Genomic DNA, 19,436 nt, shown 5'->3' on the forward strand with positions numbered 1-19,436 from the left:
TAACGCGGACCCTCAGTGAAGCAGCCGAAAGAACGGCCGCGGCGCATCGGCATCTTCGGCGGGACGTTCAACCCCATTCATCTGGCGCACCTTCGCAGCGCCGAAGAGGTGCGCGAGGCGCAACGGCTGGATCGTATTCTGTTCATCCCCAGCGCCACCCCGCCGCACAAGCGCAAGCAGGGCCTGGTCTCCGCCGCGCACCGTCTGGCGATGGCCCGGTTGGCCATCAGCGGGAATCCGTATTTCCGGGTGTCCACCATCGAAATCGAGCGGCCCGGGCATTCGTATTCGGTCGACACCTTGCGCGCGTTGCACGCGCGCCTGCCGCGAGCTTCGTTCTCGTTCATCATGGGCGCCGACGCCTTCGGCGAGATCGAGACATGGAAGGAGTACGAGGGCATCTTTGGGCTCTGTGACCTCGTGGTGACGTCGCGTCCGCCGGTGCATGAGCCGCAGCTGCGTGAAGCCCTCCCCGTTGCCGTGCGTTCCCAGTTTTGGTATTCTGAAGGCCAATTGGAGCACCGTACGGGGAATCGGATCATTTTCCAGCGCATCAGCGATCTCGACATTTCTGCTTCCTGCATTCGCCAGCGCCTCGGCCGTGGTTTGTCAATTCGGTACTTGGTTCCCATTTCAGTCGAGCGGTACATTGCACGCCACGGGCTGTATGCGCGGAGGTCTAGTTGAAGCAGGTTGAAGAGCGCGCCAAGGCGCTTCTCTGCGTACGGTTCGCCCTCGAAAAGAAGGCCTACGACCTCATCCTCATGGAGGTCGGCGAGTTCACCTCGCTGGCGGGTTACTTCCTGATTTGCACCGGCCGCTCGGACACCCAAGTCCAGGCGATTACCCAGGGCATCGAAGAGAACCTCGGGCGCCTCGGCATGCGGCCGCTCTCGACCGAGGGGTACCCCCGAGGGCAATGGGTGGTGATGGATTACGACGACGTCGTGGTCCACATCTTCTATGAGCCGGTACGGGAGTTCTACGACCTCGAGCGCCTGTGGACCCGGGCGCCGCGGGTAGGGCTGCCGGAACCGTACCGCAGCCAGGCGCACGACTTGCGCTTGGCTAGCGAAGCGCGCTAACCAGTCAAGTCGGAGTCTCGTATGAAACGGGCCGTCGCCGTCATTGTGGGCGTCGCCATGGTCTGCCTGGTCGCCTACCTTTCGTGGCTCAATCCCGCGGCGGTCGAGTTTCGTCTGACGCCGGCGCGGAGCATCCAGGCGCCGCTGGCCGTGTTGATGGTCCTGGCCTTTGTCATCGGCATTTTGCTGGTGTTCACGGCGGTGCTGGTGCAGGCAGGAAGACGCGCCATCGTGGCCTGGCAACTGGGACGCCAGCAGCGCCGCATCGAACGCATCGACGACTGGGAGGCGCGCGGTGAGGAACTGATATGGAAGGGCGAGGCGCAGCAGGGGCGGGCGCTGCTGCAGCGGGCATCGCAGCGCCGCCCAGACGGTGCGCACGCGGTGCTGGCGCTGGCCGAGTCGTTTTGTGAGACCGGGGAATTTCAACGTGCGTGTGAAGTGCTCGCCGCCGCGGCGAATCGTGACGAGGCCAGTCCGGAGGTTTTGCTGGCGCTGGCCAAGGCGCAAGGCTCGGCGGGGGATCGCGCCGCGGGGATCGCCGTTCTCGAGCGGTTGCGGGCGCTGCGGCCGCAGGCCCCGCGCGTGTTGCGGGCGCTACGGGAGGCGTACGTGGAGGCCGAGCGTTGGGCCGATGCTACGGCGCTGCAAGAAGCGCTGGTCGGACAGGTCCGTGATCCCGCGCAAGCGGGGCGCGAACGTGCCGGGCTGGTGGCTCTGCGGTATCAGATGGCGCTGCATCTTGGCGACGTGAGCAGCAGGGTGCAGGCGCTCGAGGCGCTTGCCGACAGCCGCGCCGGTAGCGTGCCGGTGTGGGTGAGTCTTGGAGACGCGTTACTGGCGAGCGGCCGCCAAGACGAAGCCTCGTTGGTGTGGGAACGGGCCCTGCGCACCCAACCCAGGACGGTGTTCGCCGACCGCCTCGCTTCCATCGCCAGTGAGGAGCGGCACCGCGAGCGGCTGCGCCTGCTCATGCGCAAGCTGCGCGCCGATCAGGTGCGGGCCGACATGGTCCGTCTGCTGACGGCGCAACTGTATTTGAAGGATGGCAATGCGGCCCAAGCGGCGCGGGAACTCGAGGGGCTGCAGAATCCTGGGGCGGCGCCAGCCCTCGTGCACCGGCTATGGGCCGAAGTGCACTCGCGCCGCGGCCAACTCGAGCAAGCGGTGGTTGCCTACGCCCAGGCAGAAGCTGGGCTGGCAACCTACCACTGCAATGGCTGCGGCCGGATCATTTCGGAATGGAAAGGCTACTGCCCGCAGTGCCGCGAGTGGGATTCGTACCGTTCCGAAGCGGAGATCGGAGTGGCGTGAGCTTGCCCGCGCGGCAGACTCATCTTCACGGACTGGCGGCAGGCACGTAGCCGTTTCGCTCAAGGTAAGAGAGAATCGTCGCGACGCTCTCTTCTTCTGACTCGCGGTCGGTATGCACCACGATCTCGGGTTGCAGCGGTGGTTCATAGGGGGCCGAGACACCGGTGAACTCCTTGATCTCCCCGCTACGGGCCTTCTTGTAGTGCCCTTTGGGATCGCGGCGCTCGCATTCAGCCACCGAACAGTCGACGAACACCTCGACGAACTCCGCGTCACTCATGAGCTTCCGGGCTTGGTCGCGATCGGCCCGATAGGGTGAAATGAAGGCGGTGAGATTGATCACGCCGGCGGTGGTGAAGAGCTTCGCTACCTCACCGATGCGGCGGATGTTTTCGTTGCGATCCTCCGGGGAAAATCCCAGGTCCTTGTTCAGTCCGTGCCGGATGTTGTCGCCGTCGAGGACATAGGCATGGACGCCGCGCTCCCACAATGTCTTCTCCAATGCGACCGCCAGGGTCGATTTCCCCGACGCCGGCAAGCCGGTCATCCAGAGTGTGCAGGCTTTGTGACCGGTGACCACTTCCCGGTCGGCTTTGGTGACTGCGCCTGGATGCCAGACCACGTGCTTCGATTTCAGATTTGCCATCAGTTAAACTCCTTAGCGGTCTCTTACTGGAACCACAGCCGGGTCTCAAGAGCACGCCTGCCTGTACGGCCGGCTTGCGCGCAGGTATGGTAGCCGGCACGTTGAGGGAGGGTGAGCGGAGAAACCATGGAGCACAACTTCGCGGCAGGCGTGACGTGGAACCTTTCCGATCTGTATGCCGGACCTGATGATCCGCGCCTCGTGCGGGATCTCGAGGCGGCGTTGCAGGCGGCGCGCCGCTTCGGCGAAACCTATCGCGGCAGAATCAACGTTCCGACTGGTTTATCGCCCACCGTGCTGGCGGAAGCCGTCACCGCCATGGAAGCGATTCTGGAACAAGCCGGCAAGGCTTGCGCCTACGCCGAGCTCTTGCACGCGGCTGACGTTACCCCGCCGGCGCACGGTGCTCTGGTGGCCCTGACGCAAGAGCAGGCCTCGGCCGTTCGGCGGGAAATATTGTTCTTCGAGCTGGAGTGGCTGGCGGTGGATGAGGCGGTGGCGCAGCGCCTGCTCGCCGATCCCGCCTGCGCGGCACGGCGCCATTTTCTGAGCAGCCTCCGGCGCTATCGGCCCCACGTCCTGTCCGAACCCGAAGAGAAGATCTTGGAGGAGACGGCGAACACCGGGTCCCGTGCCTTCTCACGGCTATTCGACGAGGTGCTGTCGTCATTGGAGTTCGAGGTCGAGGTTGAGGAAACGCGACAGCGCTTGAACGAAAGCGGTGTCCTGACTCTGCTCTACGACAATCGGCGTGAAGTTCGACGCACGGCAGCCGAAGCCCTGACGCGCGGGCTCCAGGACAATCAGCTCCTGCTCGGGTTCATCTTCAATACCTTGGTCCAGGATCACGCCATCGATGATCGCCTCAGAACGTATCAGGACCCGATGGCGGCGCGGCACCTCGCCAACGAAATCAGCGGTGACACCGTGGCCGCCTTGATGGAAGCGTGCGAGGCGAGTCACGACATCGTGCGACGCTACTATCGGCTGAAGCGTCGTTTGTTGCGACTCGATGAGCTGGCCGATTACGACCGCTACGCGCCGATTGCGGTCGACAAGACGGTCGTGGCGTGGCCACGCTGCCGCGAGATGGTCCTGGCGGCATACGACGCGTTCTCGCCACGCCTGGCCGAGATCGCCACGGCATTTTTCGATCAGCGTTGGATCGACGCCGAGGTGCGGAGTGGAAAGCGGGGTGGTGCTTTTAGCGCATCCACTGTGCCGAGCGCGCATCCGTACGTGCTGGTGAACTACACCGGACGGCCGAACGACGTGACGACGGTGGCGCATGAATTGGGCCACGGCGTGCATCAGTATCTGGCACGGCCGCGTGGCTACATCGAGGCCGATACCCCTCTGGTGATGGCTGAGACCGCGAGCGTGTTTGGCGAGATGCTGGTGTTCGAACATCTGCTGCGAGAGGTTACCGATCCGGAAGCCCGTCTCGGGTTGGTGTGCACCAAGATCGAAGACGCCATCGCCACGGTGTTCCGGCAGGTGGCACTCACGCGCTTCGAAGAGAAGCTGCATCGGGCACGGCGCGGGCGCGGCGAGCTGCCACGCGAGGACATCTGCACCCTCTGGATGGAGGCCAACGCGGCGCTGTACGGGGACTCGGTTGCGCTCACCCAGGGGTATCGCTGGTGGTGGGCGTACATCCCGCACTTCGTGCACTCGCCCTTCTATTGCTACGCTTACGGTTTCGGCGAGTTGCTGGTGCTGGCGTTGTACGAGACCTACCGGCGCGAGGGCGCGCCTTTCGTGGCGAAATATCTGGACCTGCTTGCTGCCGGCGGTTCGGACACGCCCGCGAATCTGCTGCGCAGGTTCGACATCGATGTCACCGATCCGGGATTCTGGAACCTCGGTCTCGATCGACTACGCCAGATGGTGGCCGAGGCCGAGCGGTTGACAGGCGAGCTAGCGAAATAGAAGGCGTGCGATCCCTCGGAACTGAGGACTCAGCACTCAGGACTGCCTAGATTCCCCCGATGTCGTCGGGATCGATGTCGCGGGCCTGATCAAGACTGGTGCCCTGCTGGCCGAGACGATCTTGGATCAAGCGGAGCACGCTGGTGTAGACCGTCTCACCGCTGTCATCACGCACGACGAAGAACGGTGCATGGTCGGCGCCGAGGCGCGCACCGAGGACCATTCCCGGGCTGCGGTGATCGCCCTCGTGCGCCCAGACGACCTCGTCGACGCGATCCCAAAGCCCACGTGCACGCAGGTGTTCCGTGATCTCGGCGCACTTGCGACAGTCCGAGCCGTCCGGCATCTTCTTTTTGACCAGGGTGATGTGCATGCGTGGAGCTTACAGGTTCCCATCCTGACATTTCGTATTGCTTGCGTGCAGCCCGCACTCCTTCATCGTCTCCTCCTCCCACCACCAGCGCCCTTCGCGCTCGTGCTGGCCCGGGTTTACGGGTCGGGTGCAGGGCTCGCACCCGATGGAGACGAAGCCGCGCTCATGCAAGGGGTTGTAGGGGACATCGTTGACACGGATGTACGTCCACACCTGCTTCGAGGTCCAGTGCGCGATCGGGTTGAACTTTACCAGCGGGCGCTCGGCTGAGCCGAAGGACGAATCGAGCTGAATGACCGGTACTTCAGCCCGCGTACCGGGGCTCTGATCCTGGCGCTGGCCGGTGACCCAAGCCTTCAATGGTTTCAGTGCCCGCACCAAGGGCTCCACCTTGCGAATTCCACAGCATTCCTTGTGACCGTCCTTGTAGAACGAATACAATCCCTTCTCACGGACCAGCTTCTGCACCGCTTCGGGCTGCGGGAAGAACGTCTCCACCGGCAACCCATAATGGCGGCGTACGGTCTCGATGAATTGGTATGTTTCGGGATGCAGACGCCCAGTATCGAGCGAAAACACCGTGAACTTGCCACCGAGCTTGCCGGCCATGTCGATCAGGACGACATCCTCGGCCCCGCTGAATGAGATCGCAACATCCGGTCCAAATTCCCGGATCGCCAATGCAAGAATATCGCTTGGGTCACGCGTGGCATATTCTGCGGCCAGGGCCGCAATGGTCTTTCCATCAACTACCATAGTTCCCCCGTCGTATAGGATTACCGCAACTGCTGCGGCTTGGATGCTGTTTATGTACCGCCCCTTGCCGCAACTCGCAAGTCCGCGCACTGCCGCCCCTTGACGCTGCCGGCGTGGTTCCCTCGTTCCGGCCCGTGTGTTAAAGTTTATGCGTCGAGTCGAACCGTACGTCGGAGAGGAGCAATCAACATGGCCGGCGACCGCAGCGCAACCGAGAAGATCCTTAACGTGCTGCGACCGTATGCGTCGAACTGGAGTGGTACGCTCGGGCGTGGCGATCTGGTCATCCCACAGCGCGAGATACCGCGCCTGATCCACGAGATCTTGGACGTGCTGGGTGAGGCGCGCGAGCGCGGCGGCGAGGCCAGCGAATTGGAGGTCTTCCAGCTGCTCAACGACAGCCGCCGCTTGCCTTCTGTCCAGGAGCAGGCGCAACGCCTCCGCACTGCGTTTCTCATCTTGAAAAAATAGCACGTGCGCCTTCGGGTCCGAACCCTCGCGTCCGGATGGCGCTGACTGCTTGCCTTTCGTCGGCGGTGGCAGATAGGTTCGCCGGCATCGAGGACTGTTACTATCTATGAAATTCAACGTCGCCGAAATCAACGAAGCCATCGCCGCCGCCATCCCCGACCGTGAATGTATTGTGTATCGCGACCGTCGTCTGACGTGGAGGGATTTCAGCACCCGCACGCGTCAGCTGGCGAACGTTCTGATCCGCCACGGCCTGGGAGCGCATCAGGAACGCGGCGCTTTGCGGAACTTCGAGTCGGGCCAGGACCACCTGGGGCTCTATCTCTACAACGGGAACGAGTACCTCGAAGGCATGGTGGGCGCGTATAAGGCGCGTGTCGCCCCCTTCAACGTCAATTACCGCTACATCGAGAACGAGCTGGTCTATCTGCTCAACGACGCCGACTGCCACGCGTTGATCTACCACGCCGCCTTCGCTCCCATGGTGGCGAAGATCCGCGGCGAACTGCCGCACCTGCGCCTCCTGTTGCAGGTTGCGGATGAATCAGGCAACGCGCTGCTTCCCGGCGCCATCGACTATGAAGAAGCCCTGCGGCAGTCGTCGGCAGAGCGGCCACAACTCGAGTGGTCGCCCGACGATCTCTACATCCTCTACACCGGCGGCACCACCGGTTTCCCCAAAGGCGTACTCTGGCGCCAAGAAGACATTTTCTTCGGGGCACTCGGCGGGCATCCACCGGGGGCGCCGAAGCATGAATCGATCGAGTCGGTTGTCGGCGCCGCACAGACGGGAGGGATCCGCTCCCTGCCGGCGCCCCCGTTCATGCATGGGGCATCACATTGGATGGCATTCAACTGTTTTCATCAGGGCGGGACCGTGGTCATCCAGAATCATCCTTCGCGCCTCGACCCCGATGACATCTGGTCGACGATCGAACGAGAGAAGGCCGTCCTCATGACCATAGTGGGCGACGCCTTCGGACGGCCCTTGCTCGATCAGCTCGACAAGAAGCGCTACGACCTTGGGCACTTCAACGTCCTGTTGTCCGGAGGCGCGATCCTGACGCCGGCCCTCAAGGATGCGTTCCTGCAGAAGCTTCCGCAGCTCATGATCGTTGATGGGTTCGGCGCCTCGGAAACCGGCGGGCATGGCACCCAGGTCAGTCTGGCGGGCGTGAAGGCCACCACGGGCACGTTCCAAATGAACGAGGAGACCACCGTCCTGAAGGAGAATCTGAGTGGGCCGGTAGTGCCCGGCAGCGAGGAAACCGGCTGGCTGGCCCGCGCGGGACACGTCCCCCTCGGGTACTTCAAGGATGCCGAGAAGACCGCGCGTACCTTCCCGGTCATCAACGGGGTCCGGTACGCTATCCCTGGCGATCATGCCAAGCTGGCGGCGGAGGGTTCCATCATCGTTCTCGGACGCGGCTCGGTGAGCATCAATTCCGGGGGCGAGAAGATCTACCCGGAGGAGGTAGAGCAGGCGCTGAAGCACCACCCGGCGGTGTACGATGCCGTCGTGGTTGGAACACCAAGCGATCGCTTTGGTCAACAGGTCACCGCCGTCGTACAGGCCCGCGCCGGCGAGGTGCCGCCCGAGACGGAGCTGATCGAGTTCTGCGCCCACCACCTAGCGCGTTACAAGCTGCCACGCGTCGTGATCTTCGTCGATGAAATGGTGCGTAGCCCGGCCGGCAAGGCGGACTATCGCTGGGTCAAGAAGACGGCGCTCGAACGGCTGGGATTGGCCGAATAGGGGAGGCGCGCTTCTGCGCCTCGCGCTACAGCTTGACGATCACGCGCTCGGCGAACTCATGAAGGCCCCGGCGCAATCCGTCCGGGTCGTAAGCGGGCGGGGCGATGGCTAGGCGCCCGACGCCCGCATCTTGAGCGCGGCGGGCCGCGTCGAGGTCAAGGGTGACGTCGAGGCCAACCGTCCCCATCGAGATCTCGATTTCCTTCGGGTCCCGCCCGATCTTGGCGCATTCGGCGCGCATGGTGGCCAACAGGGAGGCGAGCACTTGCGGATCGTCGGTCATCGGGAAGAAGCCGTCACCGTAGCGAGCGGCGCGGCGAGCGGCGCCGTCCGAATGACCGCCGATGATGATCGGTACGCCGGGTTGCTGCAGCGGCTTCGGGTTCGACTCCACCGGTCCCCATTTGTAGAACTTGCCCTCGAAGGCTTCCGGCGTGGGCTTCCACAACGAGCGGATGGCGTGGATGGACTCGTCCGTGCGCCCCGCCCGTTGGTTGAACGGAACACCGACGGCATCGAACTCCTCTTTGAGCCAACCGATGCCGATCCCAAGCATGGCCCGACCCCCGGAGAGTACGTCGAGTGTGGCCATTTCCTTGGCCACGTAAGCCGGGTGGCGCTGCGGGAGAATCACGATGGCGGTTCCCAGCCGCACTTTCTTGGTGATGGCCGCCGCGAATGCCAGAGGCAAAATCGGGTCGGCAATCGGCGAGCTCTCGGGCCCCGGTAACCGGCCGGAGGAACTGTAGGGGTAGCGCGAGTGATATCCGAGCGGGATCAGTACGTGCTCGACCGTCCAGATCGACTCGAAGCCGGCTTCCTCGGCGGTGCGGGCCAGGATTTCGAGATACTCGGGGAACGCGAAGGGCCCGGCGTTGACGAACATCACTCCGAACTTCATGCAAGCTTCCCCTCGGTCCTGTTGACGAGAATCCGCCGTCACACCTCGTCGAGGAAGGTTGCGCTGGGGGCACCTGCCAAAACCGACGCAAAGGCGGCGGCGTGTTGCTGCAGGTTCACCATGTGCGTCTGAAACGCGTTTTCGTCCTGGTAACGCTCGAAGACGATGAAGGTGAGGGGATCGTCTTTGCGTTGCAGGAACGTGTACTCCAGCGTGCCGGGCTCGCTGGACTTCACCGCCCGCACCAGTTCGCGGAACGCGGCCTTCGCCTCGTCAACTTTGCCTTCATGGACTTTCAGCTCTGCTAGTACGGTGAACATCATGGCCCTCCTGCGTACAAGGTAATCTCAAGGTGGCGCTGTATACCCGGTTGTCCAGGCCGCCGCAATTGGCGGCCGCCTCGTTCTGACGGGCTACACAGCAGCGGTGAGTTGGCGCAGGCGTGCCGACAGATCATCGACCACCGCCTGCATGAAGGCCGTGCGGTCGGCGGCGCTCCCGCAGGAGATGCCGGAGCTTCGCATCTGCTCAGCGAGATTGGTCTCGAACTGATCGAGCGCCGCGCGCACGCGCGGGCCGCGCCGCGGCCAGGCTTCAACCACGTGTGCCAGCAACTTCTTGAACTGCCACCAAAGCGAATCGTCGGATGCAGACTTCCCGCCGCGGCCGAGCACAGCCGGAATCTCCGCGTCGATGTACAAAGGAATGAAGGCCCCCACGCAGGGCGAGCCGAGGCTGGCCCAGTAGATCAGCGGCTCGTCGGCGCGGGGCGGGATGCGGGCAATCATGCTCGCGGTCGTCGTGCCGACTGGATCGGCGTGCATGCACACGCTGAAATACTGCTGATCCTCGGGCGTAAGATCGGTGGCCGGCGTCGCTTGGCCATAGTGGTCCCGCAACGCCCGTTTGAGCGTGTCCAACCCGATTCGCCCCTGCGCCTGTTCCAAGAGCGCGCAGGTGCGTTGATGCCGGCCGATTGAGATCACCTCCGGCACGCTGGTCGTGTCGCGGTAGGCTGCGGCAAAATCAAAGCGCTGATCCGAGTCTTCGCTCCACCAGCCCGCCGCGATGGCGTGCTCGATGGCCCCATCTGAGAGCGCATCCCAGTCGGCACCGATGGTCAGGTGGTTGGAAACCGTGCCGATGTTTTCAACCTGACGCAGTGCCCAATGCCGGTCCGAGGCTTCCAGAACAAATGCGGCGCTGCGGTCCGCCACGAGGAAGGAGTTGTGGTACGGCCACTCTTTGTCCTGATAGCCGGAGCCGCCTTGGCCGTATTGCTCGATCAGCGCGGTCATCACCTCCACCGCCTGCGCCGCATTCTGGCCACGTTCGAGGCCGAGCCGGACCAGATCCATACCGATGAGCCCATTTCCGCCGAGCGAGTCCTTGGTGAACACGGTGTGGTTGCCAATCGCTACACCGTATTCGTTCAGGCCGTGCTCGAAACCCCAGCACCAAAACGGCCGTGATCCGATCAGGCGGGAGGTTTCAGTGACCTGCGGGATGTCGATGTAGCTGCAGTGCAGGGGCTTGCCCGGCGCATGTGATTGCCGCGGCGCCTGGAGCAATGGCTGGCATTCTTGCGCCGGGCGGTCACTGTTCTTCGCGAACAGCACCGCGCCATCCACGGTGGCGCCGCCGAGGGCGACGAGCGAATCGCACGCGATGCGATGAGGTGCGGAGGAGGGAGCAGATGACATGGCCTTGGACATATCCGGGTGCTGGACAGAAGGCCAGAAGAGCACTAAGGAAGCACGATGCCCGACGCACGATTCTTCGCTTCTTCTCCTGAGAGTGTTGGGATCGATCCAGAGAAGTTGCATGCTGTCTTTGAGCGGGCCGAGCAGGAGGTCCGCGACGGGCTGTTGCCGTCGGTACAGATCGCGATTGCGCGCCAGGGCAAGATCGCCGGGATGCGTACTTTCGGCCGGGTCTCACATGAAGAACGGGCAGCGGCGGCGACGAATGACACACTCTACGTCGTCTTCTCGGCGACGAAGGCGCTTACCTCGGCTGCGGCGTGGTTGCTCATCGAGGAAGGCAGGCTGAGTATTGCCGAACGCGTGGCTGATATCATCCCCGAGTTCGGTAGCGGTGGGAAGGACGTCGTCACCGTGGAGCAACTGTTCACGCACACGGCGGGGTTCCCGTATGCACCCTTCAATCCGCTGGAGTGGCACGATCGAGCCAAACGGGTCGAACGTTTCGGGCGGTGGAAGCTGAACTGGGAACCCGGCACGCGCTTCGAGTACCATCCGACGTCGACCATGTGGGTGGTGGCGGAGCTGATTGAGCGGCGCTCCGGCATGGGCTTCGGCGAGTTCGTGCGTTCGCGCATCGCCACCCCCCTGGGCCTTTCGGACCTCTACGTCGGCCTGCCGCCGGCGCTTCACGGCAGGGTTGCCGATATCGTTCACGTCGGGAGCAAGCCCGCGGCGGAGGAACTGAAAGCGTTCGGATATCCCGATATGGCCGACGGGACGCTGATCGAGGACGCGCTGCTGGGCTTCAACCAGCGAGCGGTGCGGGAGGTAGGTGTCCCCGGTGGCGGTGGCATCATGACGGCGGGCGACCTTGCGCTCTTCTACCAGGCGTTGCTCGCCGAGGGGCGTGCGCCTGACGGCAGGCAGATTTGGAAGCCGGAAACGATCCGGATGGCGCGCCAGATACGGAGCGGGGAGCTGAGCGATCCCGTGTTTCACAAGAGGGCGAACCGTGGGCTGGGAATCATCGTGGCTGGCGACGAGGACAAAGTCTATCGCGGTTTCGGCCGCAGCGGCTCGGAACTCATGTTCGGGCATAATGGTGCGGGGGGACAAATCGCTTGGGCGGATCCCGAAACCGGCATCTCTATCGGCTACTGTACCAACGGGCTGGATCGCAACCCGTTCCGCCAAGCGCGACGGACCACGGCGATCTCGAGCCGAGCGGCGGTGTGCGCCTTGTGAAGCGGGTGCAACCCGCAGTCACTTCCAACCTTGAGAGGCGACGTTCTGGCTTCCGGATGCTCCGGCCATCTGGTATGTTGGCGACCAGGTAGGGGTAGCGTGGCTGTTGTAGGTCGAATCTCCGGTACGGGCGGTAACGTACCGTGTTGAGCGCCGTCACTCTGCACGAAATCGAGAAGATCTTCACGGTACTGGAGCGCCTCGGCATCTCGCGCGAAGCCGTGGTCATCCCATTGCGCCCAGCCGTTCCGGGAAGCGTGCGGCGTCTCCCCAACGGCAAGTTCGAAATCATCGTCGATGCGGCGGTAGCGCTCGACGATTGGTTGCCGACATTGGAAGAGCAGCTGAGGGCGCAACTGAAGCTGTAGGAGGATTGTTCGCATGAAGCGTTGGCAGTGGCTGGTGGGGGGGGTCGTGGTGCTGTTCAGCGTCGGACTGGCGGCGAGTCGGGTGGAAGCGCGCCGCATCGTCCGACACCAAGCGGAGGAGAAGGCAGCGCCGGCAGGGAATGTCGAACTGTACCGGTCGGCGATCTTGATGGATGCCGAAACGGGTACCGTGCTGTTCGAGAAGAACGCACACCTGGCTGGACCACCGGCGTCCATGACCAAGATGATGCTGTTGTTGCTGGTAGGCGAGCGGGTTCGCGACGGCAGCTTGCACTGGGACGACCCGATCCCCACCTCCGCCTGGGCCAGCAAGATCGGCGGCTCGCAGGTGTACTTGAAGCAGGGCGAGGTGTTCTCACTGGCGGAAATGATGCAGGCGATTACGATCCACTCGGCCAATGATGCCGCCGTCGCGGTGGCTGAGGCGGTGGCCGGCTCGAGCGAGGCGTTCGTGGAGCTGATGAACGAACGTGCCAAAGAGCTGGGGATGCATGATACCGTCTACCACAGCGTTCATGGACTGCCTCCCGGCAAGGGACAGTCGGCGGACATCAGCAGCGCCTTCGATCTCGCCACGCTGGCCCGCGCCGTCGTGACGTTCCCGGACATCATGAAATGGTCGGGGACCAAGGAGGCGCCGTTCCGGAACGGCGCCATGACGCTGACCAACACCAACCGTCTGGTACGTGAAACCGGCTGGGTGGACGGCTTGAAGACGGGCTACTATCGAGAGGCAGGTTTCAACGTCACGGCAACCGCAAAGCGTGACGGTTTGCGGCTCATTTCCGTGGTCATGGGCGCGCCACAGAAGCGCGACTGCTTCGCGCAGGCCGCGGCGCTGCTCAACAAAGGATTCGCCGACTACAAGGCCCTGGTTGCCGTCAAGAAGGGCGACACGGTTGCCAGCGACGTGGCGGTCAGCGGCGGCAAGCCGCATTTCGTGCGGGTCGTGGCGGGCAGGGACGTGGCCGTCCTGGCGAAGCGTGGTGAGAAGCGGAAGTTTTCGCTCGAGCTGTCGTTGCCGGGGGAGGTGAGTGCCCCCCTCAGCGCCAATGCGGAAGTGGGGCAAGTCGTCGTCAAAGACGGGGATGCCGTGATCGGGAAAGTGCCGGCATTGGCCGCCGATCCGGTGGAGAAGCAAAGCTCGATCTGGGACCGGCTGTTCTGATCGGCGGCAGCCGGCTTACCGTACGGCGCGACGCAAGGCCTCGATGTCGCCCGGCTGCTTCGGCACCGCGGCCGACAGAACCTCGTGGCCGTCTACTGTCACCAGCACATCGTCCTCGATACGAACCCCGATGCCCACGTAGCGCGGGTCAATATCGGTGCGACCCGGGGGAATGTAGATGCCTGGTTCGACCGTCAGGACCATGCCGGGCTCGAGCCGGCGCGAACTACCCTCCGCCTTGTACTTGCCCACGTCGTGCACGTCCAGACCCAACCAATGGCTGGTACGATGCATGTAAAACGGCCGGTATTGCTCCTTGCCGATGATCTCCTGTCGATCGCCGGTAAGCAGTCCGAGGTCGCGAAACCCATCGACCAAGACCTCGACGGCTCGCTTGTGCACATCCTCGTAACAGGCGTCGGGACGGACCGCGTCAATGGCGGCGAGCTGCGCCCGCAGCGCGATGTCATAAATCGCGCGCTGCGCCCCGCTGAAGCGGTCGGCTAACGGAAACGTACGCGTGATGTCGGCGCAGTAACCGTCATATTCCGCACCGGCGTCGATCAACAGCAACTCTCCCGGCCGCAGCTCGCCGTCGTTCGTGATGTAATGCAGGACGGTGGCATTGGGTCCAGCCGCCACGATTGACGGATAGGCGGGAGCGGTGGCGCCCATCCGACGGAAGGTGTAGTCGAGCAACGCCTCGATCTCGTACTCGCGCAAGCCGGGGCGGGCGGTGCTCATGGCGGCCCGGTGCCCTTCGGCTGTGATCGCGATCGCCTGGCGCATGCAGGCGATCTCCTCGTCGCCTTTCACCAGGCGCATTTCGTGCAGAATCTCGCCCGGATCGACCACTGCCGCCGGACCGGTGCCGGTCCGCGGGCGCGTCAGTTGCCACTGCCGCATCCAGCCCAGCACGCGGTGATCGAAGGTGACGTCGTGGCCAAATCGGAAATACAGCTGGTCCCGCGCGCCGACATGCTCGCTGATCTTCTCGTCGAGCTTGTCGATGGTGTACGCTACCTGGGCGCCGTAGCTGCTGACCGCGCCGTCAACTCCCGCCCGCCGCCCGGTCCAGGTTTCCAGTTCAGGGTCTCGCGGCCGTACGAACAAAATGAACTCTTCTTTGGGGTGACCGGGAAGCAGAAGGCAGACCGCTTCGGGTTCAGGGAACCCGGTGAGATAGAGGAAGTCACTGTCCTGACGATAGCGGTGCTCGACGTCGTTGGAGCGCAGGGCGACAGGCGCGGCCGGAAGAAGCGCCGCCGCTGTTGGCCCGAGGCGATCCATGAACGCGCGGCGCCGCCGCTCAAACACTTCCATTGACGCGACCATCACCCACTATGGTTAGCGGTTTGTCGGCGGAGCGGCAAACCGGGTGGCACACCGCCCCGGTCAGCTATTCTCAGGGTTGAGGCGATCGAGCAGCGCCTGCACCACATCGACGGGGATGGGTAGGATGACGGTGTGATTGTTCTCGGTGCCCACTTGCGACAGGGCCTCCAGCATGCGCAGCTGGAGCGCTATAGGCTGAAGCTCCATGATCGATGCGGCTTCGCTCAGGCGCACCGCGGCTTGATACTCACCGTCGGCGTTGATGACCTTGGCGCGGCGCAGCCGCTCAGCCTCGGCTTGGCGCGCGATGACGCGTTGCATGTCGGTGGCCAGATCGATCTGCTTGACCTCGACCAAGACAACCTTCACTCCCCAAGGCTCGGTGTGCGTATCGATGATTTCCTGCAGGCGCGCGTTGAACTTGTCGCGCTCGGCGAGCAGCTCATCCAGATGGGCTTGCCCGCAAACGCTCCGTAGGGTTGTCTGGGCGATTTGCGAGGTGGCGTAAAGATAGTTCTGTATCTCGATCACGGCGCGGTTGGGGTCGGTGATGCGAAAATACAGCACCGCGTTCACTTTGATGGACACATTGTCGCGCGTGATCACGTCCTGTGATGGGACGTTGAGTGTCAGGGTGCGCAGATCGAGACGAATGAATTGTTCGATCAGCGGGATCACGAAGATGATGCCCGGCCCGCGCGATGGCGTCATCCGGCCGAGCCGGAAGACGACGGCGCGCTCGTACTCGCGCACGATCTTGAGGCCGCTGATGAGGACAACGAGCACGATGAAGCTGCCGGAGAGAAGGGGGCCGATCAGCATGTTCCAAGCCTATCAAAGTCTACGGCTCAGCCGCAATCGGTCACGCGGTCGTTCTGTGGGTCGGCTGCCGGGCTCAGGTGGCGCGAAGCAGCAGGCGATCGGCTGTCCTCAGGGCCAGCGCCGTGATGGTCAACATGGGGGAATCACCGCTGCCGCTGGAGGGTACGACGGACCCATCGGCGAAGGCGAGGTTGGGAACTTCGTGGCTGAATCCGTCGGCGTCGGCGACCGAGCGCGCCGGGTCTGAGCCCATCCGGCAAGTGCCGAGCACGTGAGCGGTGGAAAAGAGGTCGAGGGCGGAGGTTTCCTCGACGACCTCGGCCCCGGCAGCGGCTAGAACCGCCCGGGCCGTGTCACCCATCTGCTTGAGGAGACAACGCTCGTTGTCGCCAAGGTGAGAGGTGATCCGGGCCACCGCTAAACCGGCGGCATCCTTGAGCGAAGGATCCAAGTCGACCTTCGTCTGCGAATTGGGCAGCCAGTCGCCGAGTCCGAGTAGGGCAACGGCATGGCCGAACGCCGCCGCCATTTGGCGCTGATGGGCGAGACCAAAGCCCGGAACGAGGCGCTCTGCGTAGGCGGCCGGGCCTCGAAGCTCGGCGGCGCCGTGGGCCGTCGATAGCCGGAAGCCACCCACACAGCCACCGGGCCGTTTGGCTGGTACGGCAAAATCCCAGGCGGTGCCGTCAATCGACACCCCGCGATGAGAGTCGACTCGCTCGGGGAGGAGCGCGACGGCCCTCCAGAACAACGATTCGGTCAAGTTCTCTCCCACTTGCCCGGAACCGTTGCTGAGACCGTGCGGAAAGGAGCCCGATACTGAAAGCAAGAGCAGCCGCGCCGTCTCGACGGCGCCCCCTGCCAGCAGGATGAATCGCGCCGGCACCCGTTGGGTGGCTCCGCTGGCGTCGTGATAAACGACGGCTGCGGCCTTCCCGTGCGTGTAGACCTCTATCTGAACGGCTTGTGCGTTCGTCCGTAGGTCGAGCCGCCCCGTCGCCAGAGCAGCAGGCAGGAAGGTGACGTCAGCGCTTCCTTTGTCGCCGATGGGGCAGCCGTTCGTGCAGGAATTGCAGTAGTTGCAGGGAGGCCGGCCGCCGTAGCCCTCTGAGAGGATGGCCAGTGAGTTGGGAATCAGGGTGGCCCCGACTTGCGCGAAGGCAGGCGCCAGTCGGTCGCTGGCGTATGACAGCCGATGAGGCGGCAGAACAGGTGCGCGCGAACGCGGCCGCCATGGGTTGCTGGCTGGCGCAGCGACGCCGATCACCTGCTCGGCAAGGTCGTAGTACTTCTCCAACTCGGCGTAGGCGATCGGCCAGTCCAAGGCGACGCCGAAGAGCGACTGCAGGCGCAACGAGTCGGGATGGTAACGATGCGCTTCTCCTTGAAAGTGCAAGGTGCTGCCGCCGACGCCACGCACGTGCGAGTACTGCTGATACAGGCGCGTGTCACCAGGCGCATAGCGTCCCTGAGCCCGGTTCCACGACCGGTACGCGTCCCATCCTGAACCCAGGCGCTGTGCAACGCCGAAGCCGTAACGCGGGTAGCCCTGTTCATCCGTCGTGACGTCGTACGGAAACGGGCGGATCTCGAAATCGTCGAACGTTTGTGGGTAGTCGCGTGGCGGGTCATACTGCCGTCCCGCCTCCAGGAGCGTGACGCGGACGCCCTGCGTAGTGAGTCTCCAGGCCGCGGCCAACCCGCCGGCTCCCGCACCCACTATGACCACGTCGGTGTCAGGCATCGGGCTTCTGCCAATGGTTCAAATATCCTTCGGGCTGGGGCGGATGATCGAAGCGGAGCGGTTTCCACGTGGCAGGCTGGCTGTAATGCAATTGCATAGCCCGGTCACGCACCGTGCGATAGAAGAATCGCGGCAAAGTTCCGTCTGCCGCCCTGGCACATTCCTCCACCACCTCCTCGCGTTGCTGAGGTCCCAAGCCGAGGAAGCCAGTCGCGCCGCGCGTTTTCGCCTTGCTGTCGAGGAGCTGCACGCCTTCGACCAAGGCGCGCCTCGTTTGTCGTTTCGAGTCGCATTCCCGTAACAAGCGGTCGAGAAACCCGGTCTGCCGTGCTCCGCAAAACTCGCCCTCCGGGATGAGAGTGTCCAATAGCGCGGCGAGGGTTTCCACCTCGGCGGGCCTGAGGTGCCGCGGCAGGTAGACCCGCTTGAGAATCCACCCGCCCGTTGCAAGGAGGGCCAGCGCCAATCCTGCTTGCAGGAGCGAGCGTCGGGAAGACCCCTCGGGAGCCTGTTGTGACTTCAACCGCGCGCCGCGTGGCGCAACACCTCCGGAAAGAATGAGCGTGAGCGCCGCGACCAAGAGTCCTCCCAGGCATCCCGCGGCAACCAGCCCCCAAGCCAGCGGCGAATGAACCAGCGCGGCCTGTTGCGCGACCTTCGTCAGGTCGTCGCCCCTGAGACGTAGCGCCCAATCCAATCCAGCAAGGTTCGCCAGCCGCGTCAGGGGGATGGATGCCGCCTCGTAGCAGTCTCCCGTGAGGGAGGCGAGTGGCTGCAGTGCCGCGCCCAACGCCAGGCCGAACAGCCACGGCCGGTGTCTCCGAACAGCAAATCGGGCGAGCGCAGACCCGAGCGGGCACAGGACGAGGAGAGGGGCGAGAACGGTTACCAGGTACGAACAATCACCCGCGGCACGGAAGCCGGAGAGGCGGCCGGCGTATTCAGTATTGGTGCTGATCCATGGGAAGAACCTGGCGAAGAGCGCCCCGCCGTACAGCGGGCTGATTTCTAAGCGAGTGACTTCGCCTCCCGTTGCTACGCACCCCAGCACGTGCAGCATCTCGTGCAGGGGCACGAGGACCCAGAAGCCGATTATGAAGCAGAGAAGAACCTGAAAAAGACGGAGCGCCTTCCCGTCCAGAACGGACTCTAAGGCTTCAACTTGCAGCTGTAGCTTGGTGTGGGTCAGCGTTTGGCGCCACGCAGCAACGCCAGCCCTGTACCGGCCAGTGCAAGCGCCAACATGACCAACCCGCCTTCGTCCATCGCCGGGGCAGCCGTCAACGCCACCGTTCCCCCGGCGTGCGCCGCGAGTGGGAGAGTCATAAGCAAAGCCGTCGTGATGCCTGTCTTCATGAGGCCTCCGATGTACCTATTCGAAGCATTAAACAGGTGTCGTGATGGAACGCTACTTCCGGCGTAGGAGTGCGATCCCAGTACCAGCCAAGCCCATAACGAGCATGATCAATCCGGCTTCGTCCATTGCCGGAGCGGCTGCCGGAACGGGGGCCTGCACGACTACTCCAGCCCAAGTGATGCTCGCCGGCAGAAGAACGATAAGTGCAGCAATGATCAGCCTCTTCATCTCACACCTCCACCGAAGTGTAAGGCCTTTATAGGTTTTGAGATTGCGCGTCAAGTGTCACGGCAAAACCTGAGATGCCCGCCACCTTACGGACCGTGTGTCGTGCCGGCAAGGACCAGCCATTTCCCCGGTAAGCCGGTGATGCGACGGTCCACTTCGATGCTGCCGGCGCGCGCCAGATCGGCGACGGCCTGTTGCAGGTGTGATC

General features: G+C 63.7%; 20 protein-coding genes. 9 read left to right on the forward strand and 11 right to left on the reverse strand.

What is annotated here, in order from left to right; all coding sequences use genetic code 11:
- The first annotated feature begins 15 nt into the window (after nucleotides 1-15).
- The 3 genes from nadD to VF515_09750 are packed head-to-tail and all read left to right on the forward strand — an operon-like array spanning nucleotide 16 to nucleotide 2,399.
- Entirely contained in the window at nucleotides 16-687 is a 672-nt protein-coding gene (nadD, locus tag VF515_09740) for a nicotinate-nucleotide adenylyltransferase (protein ID HEX7407916.1), read from the forward strand.
- Nucleotides 684-1,085, forward strand: a complete 402-nt coding sequence (gene rsfS, locus VF515_09745) for a ribosome silencing factor (protein HEX7407917.1) — start codon at nucleotides 684-686, stop codon at nucleotides 1,083-1,085. Before nadD ends, rsfS begins: the two co-directional genes overlap by 4 nt.
- Before the next feature lie 21 nt (nucleotides 1,086-1,106).
- Nucleotides 1,107-2,399, forward strand: a complete 1,293-nt coding sequence (locus tag VF515_09750; protein ID HEX7407918.1) for a lipopolysaccharide assembly protein LapA domain-containing protein — start codon at nucleotides 1,107-1,109, stop codon at nucleotides 2,397-2,399.
- Between the two features lie 25 nt (nucleotides 2,400-2,424).
- Here VF515_09750 and cysC read toward each other — a convergent pair whose 3' ends face one another.
- Nucleotides 2,425-3,045 carry an adenylyl-sulfate kinase gene (gene cysC, locus VF515_09755; protein ID HEX7407919.1) on the reverse strand — a complete coding sequence of 207 codons (621 nt, stop codon included), beginning with the start codon at nucleotides 3,043-3,045 and terminating at the stop codon, nucleotides 2,425-2,427.
- Between the two features lie 126 nt (nucleotides 3,046-3,171).
- On the opposite strand from cysC, the gene VF515_09760 reads away from it, so the two are divergent.
- A complete protein-coding gene (locus VF515_09760; protein ID HEX7407920.1) occupies nucleotides 3,172-4,977 on the forward strand; it encodes a M3 family oligoendopeptidase in 1,806 nt (601 codons plus the stop codon).
- A gap of 46 nt (nucleotides 4,978-5,023) precedes the next feature.
- On the opposite strand, the gene VF515_09765 is transcribed toward VF515_09760, so the two are convergent.
- Both VF515_09765 and VF515_09770 read right to left on the reverse strand, forming a co-directional pair.
- Nucleotides 5,024-5,350, reverse strand: a complete 327-nt coding sequence (locus VF515_09765) for a hypothetical protein (protein ID HEX7407921.1) — start codon at nucleotides 5,348-5,350, stop codon at nucleotides 5,024-5,026.
- 9 nt (nucleotides 5,351-5,359) lie between these two features.
- Nucleotides 5,360-6,106, reverse strand: coding sequence for a phosphoadenylyl-sulfate reductase (locus VF515_09770; protein HEX7407922.1), 747 nt, complete (start codon nucleotides 6,104-6,106; stop codon nucleotides 5,360-5,362).
- A gap of 189 nt (nucleotides 6,107-6,295) precedes the next feature.
- Between VF515_09770 and VF515_09775 the strand changes: the two genes are divergently transcribed.
- Together VF515_09775 and VF515_09780 are read left to right on the forward strand one after the other, a co-directional pair.
- Entirely contained in the window at nucleotides 6,296-6,577 is a 282-nt protein-coding gene (locus tag VF515_09775; GenBank protein HEX7407923.1) for a hypothetical protein, read from the forward strand.
- A 106-nt stretch (nucleotides 6,578-6,683) separates the two neighbouring features.
- A complete protein-coding gene (locus VF515_09780; GenBank protein ID HEX7407924.1) occupies nucleotides 6,684-8,333 on the forward strand; it encodes an acyl-CoA synthetase in 1,650 nt (549 codons plus the stop codon).
- A 25-nt stretch (nucleotides 8,334-8,358) separates the two neighbouring features.
- Here the strand turns inward: VF515_09780 and VF515_09785 are convergent, their stop codons facing one another.
- The 3 genes from VF515_09785 to VF515_09795 form a co-directional block, all read right to left on the reverse strand.
- Complete coding sequence (locus VF515_09785; protein HEX7407925.1) at nucleotides 8,359-9,234, reverse strand: LLM class F420-dependent oxidoreductase; 876 nt, start codon at nucleotides 9,232-9,234, stop codon at nucleotides 8,359-8,361.
- 38 nt (nucleotides 9,235-9,272) lie between these two features.
- Nucleotides 9,273-9,557: an antibiotic biosynthesis monooxygenase gene (locus tag VF515_09790; GenBank protein ID HEX7407926.1), complete on the reverse strand. Its 285-nt coding sequence runs from the start codon at nucleotides 9,555-9,557 to the stop codon at nucleotides 9,273-9,275.
- Between the two features lie 90 nt (nucleotides 9,558-9,647).
- Nucleotides 9,648-10,937, reverse strand: coding sequence for a hypothetical protein (locus tag VF515_09795; protein HEX7407927.1), 1,290 nt, complete (start codon nucleotides 10,935-10,937; stop codon nucleotides 9,648-9,650).
- 57 nt (nucleotides 10,938-10,994) lie between these two features.
- Between VF515_09795 and VF515_09800 the strand changes: the two genes are divergently transcribed.
- The 3 genes from VF515_09800 (at nucleotide 10,995) to VF515_09810 (ending at nucleotide 13,742) form a co-directional block, all read left to right on the forward strand.
- The gene (locus VF515_09800) at nucleotides 10,995-12,185 is read left to right on the forward strand and encodes a serine hydrolase domain-containing protein (protein HEX7407928.1); all 1,191 of its coding nucleotides are present in this window, start codon (nucleotides 10,995-10,997) and stop codon (nucleotides 12,183-12,185) included.
- A 146-nt stretch (nucleotides 12,186-12,331) separates the two neighbouring features.
- On the forward strand, nucleotides 12,332-12,553 hold the full coding sequence (locus VF515_09805; GenBank protein ID HEX7407929.1) for a hypothetical protein: 222 nt from the start codon (nucleotides 12,332-12,334) through the stop codon (nucleotides 12,551-12,553).
- A gap of 13 nt (nucleotides 12,554-12,566) precedes the next feature.
- Complete coding sequence (locus VF515_09810; protein ID HEX7407930.1) at nucleotides 12,567-13,742, forward strand: D-alanyl-D-alanine carboxypeptidase family protein; 1,176 nt, start codon at nucleotides 12,567-12,569, stop codon at nucleotides 13,740-13,742.
- Nucleotides 13,743-13,757: 15 nt separating this feature from the next.
- Here the strand turns inward: VF515_09810 and VF515_09815 are convergent, their stop codons facing one another.
- The 5 genes from VF515_09815 to VF515_09835 all read right to left on the reverse strand — a co-directional run bounded on the left by VF515_09815 (nucleotide 13,758) and on the right by VF515_09835 (nucleotide 18,999).
- Nucleotides 13,758-15,065, reverse strand: coding sequence for an aminopeptidase P N-terminal domain-containing protein (locus tag VF515_09815; GenBank protein HEX7407931.1), 1,308 nt, complete (start codon nucleotides 15,063-15,065; stop codon nucleotides 13,758-13,760).
- Between the two features lie 72 nt (nucleotides 15,066-15,137).
- Nucleotides 15,138-15,899, reverse strand: coding sequence for a slipin family protein (locus VF515_09820; protein ID HEX7407932.1), 762 nt, complete (start codon nucleotides 15,897-15,899; stop codon nucleotides 15,138-15,140).
- Nucleotides 15,900-15,972: 73 nt separating this feature from the next.
- A complete protein-coding gene (locus tag VF515_09825; protein ID HEX7407933.1) occupies nucleotides 15,973-17,643 on the reverse strand; it encodes a GMC family oxidoreductase in 1,671 nt (556 codons plus the stop codon).
- The gene (locus tag VF515_09830) at nucleotides 17,636-18,694 is read right to left on the reverse strand and encodes a gluconate 2-dehydrogenase subunit 3 family protein (protein HEX7407934.1); all 1,059 of its coding nucleotides are present in this window, start codon (nucleotides 18,692-18,694) and stop codon (nucleotides 17,636-17,638) included. Before VF515_09830 ends, VF515_09825 begins: the two co-directional genes overlap by 8 nt.
- A 134-nt stretch (nucleotides 18,695-18,828) precedes the next feature.
- Nucleotides 18,829-18,999: a hypothetical protein gene (locus VF515_09835; GenBank protein ID HEX7407935.1), complete on the reverse strand. Its 171-nt coding sequence runs from the start codon at nucleotides 18,997-18,999 to the stop codon at nucleotides 18,829-18,831.
- Nucleotides 19,000-19,436: the final 437 nt, after the last annotated feature.

The sequence above is a fragment of the Candidatus Binatia bacterium genome (assembly GCA_036382395.1).
Classification (GTDB): domain Bacteria; phylum Desulfobacterota; class Binatia; order HRBIN30; family HRBIN30; genus JAGDMS01.

Bases quoted from the DNA above. Each gene is read 5' to 3' on its own strand.
- VF515_09750 (HEX7407918.1), top strand. From the start codon at position 1,107: ATGAAACGGGCCGTCGCCGTCATTGTGGGCGTCGCCATGGTCTGCCTG.
- cysC (HEX7407919.1), bottom strand. From the start codon at position 3,045: ATGGCAAATCTGAAATCGAAGCACGTGGTCTGGCATCCAGGCGCAGTC.
- VF515_09760 (HEX7407920.1), top strand. From the start codon at position 3,172: ATGGAGCACAACTTCGCGGCAGGCGTGACGTGGAACCTTTCCGATCTG.
- VF515_09765 (HEX7407921.1), bottom strand. From the start codon at position 5,350: ATGCACATCACCCTGGTCAAAAAGAAGATGCCGGACGGCTCGGACTGT.
- VF515_09770 (HEX7407922.1), bottom strand. From the start codon at position 6,106: ATGGTAGTTGATGGAAAGACCATTGCGGCCCTGGCCGCAGAATATGCC.
- VF515_09775 (HEX7407923.1), top strand. From the start codon at position 6,296: ATGGCCGGCGACCGCAGCGCAACCGAGAAGATCCTTAACGTGCTGCGA.
- VF515_09780 (HEX7407924.1), top strand. From the start codon at position 6,684: ATGAAATTCAACGTCGCCGAAATCAACGAAGCCATCGCCGCCGCCATC.
- VF515_09785 (HEX7407925.1), bottom strand. From the start codon at position 9,234: ATGAAGTTCGGAGTGATGTTCGTCAACGCCGGGCCCTTCGCGTTCCCC.
- VF515_09790 (HEX7407926.1), bottom strand. From the start codon at position 9,557: ATGATGTTCACCGTACTAGCAGAGCTGAAAGTCCATGAAGGCAAAGTT.
- VF515_09795 (HEX7407927.1), bottom strand. From the start codon at position 10,937: ATGTCATCTGCTCCCTCCTCCGCACCTCATCGCATCGCGTGCGATTCG.
- VF515_09800 (HEX7407928.1), top strand. From the start codon at position 10,995: ATGCCCGACGCACGATTCTTCGCTTCTTCTCCTGAGAGTGTTGGGATC.
- VF515_09810 (HEX7407930.1), top strand. From the start codon at position 12,567: ATGAAGCGTTGGCAGTGGCTGGTGGGGGGGGTCGTGGTGCTGTTCAGC.
- VF515_09815 (HEX7407931.1), bottom strand. From the start codon at position 15,065: ATGGAAGTGTTTGAGCGGCGGCGCCGCGCGTTCATGGATCGCCTCGGG.
- VF515_09820 (HEX7407932.1), bottom strand. From the start codon at position 15,899: ATGCTGATCGGCCCCCTTCTCTCCGGCAGCTTCATCGTGCTCGTTGTC.
- VF515_09825 (HEX7407933.1), bottom strand. From the start codon at position 17,643: ATGCCTGACACCGACGTGGTCATAGTGGGTGCGGGAGCCGGCGGGTTG.
- VF515_09835 (HEX7407935.1), bottom strand. From the start codon at position 18,999: ATGAAGACAGGCATCACGACGGCTTTGCTTATGACTCTCCCACTCGCG.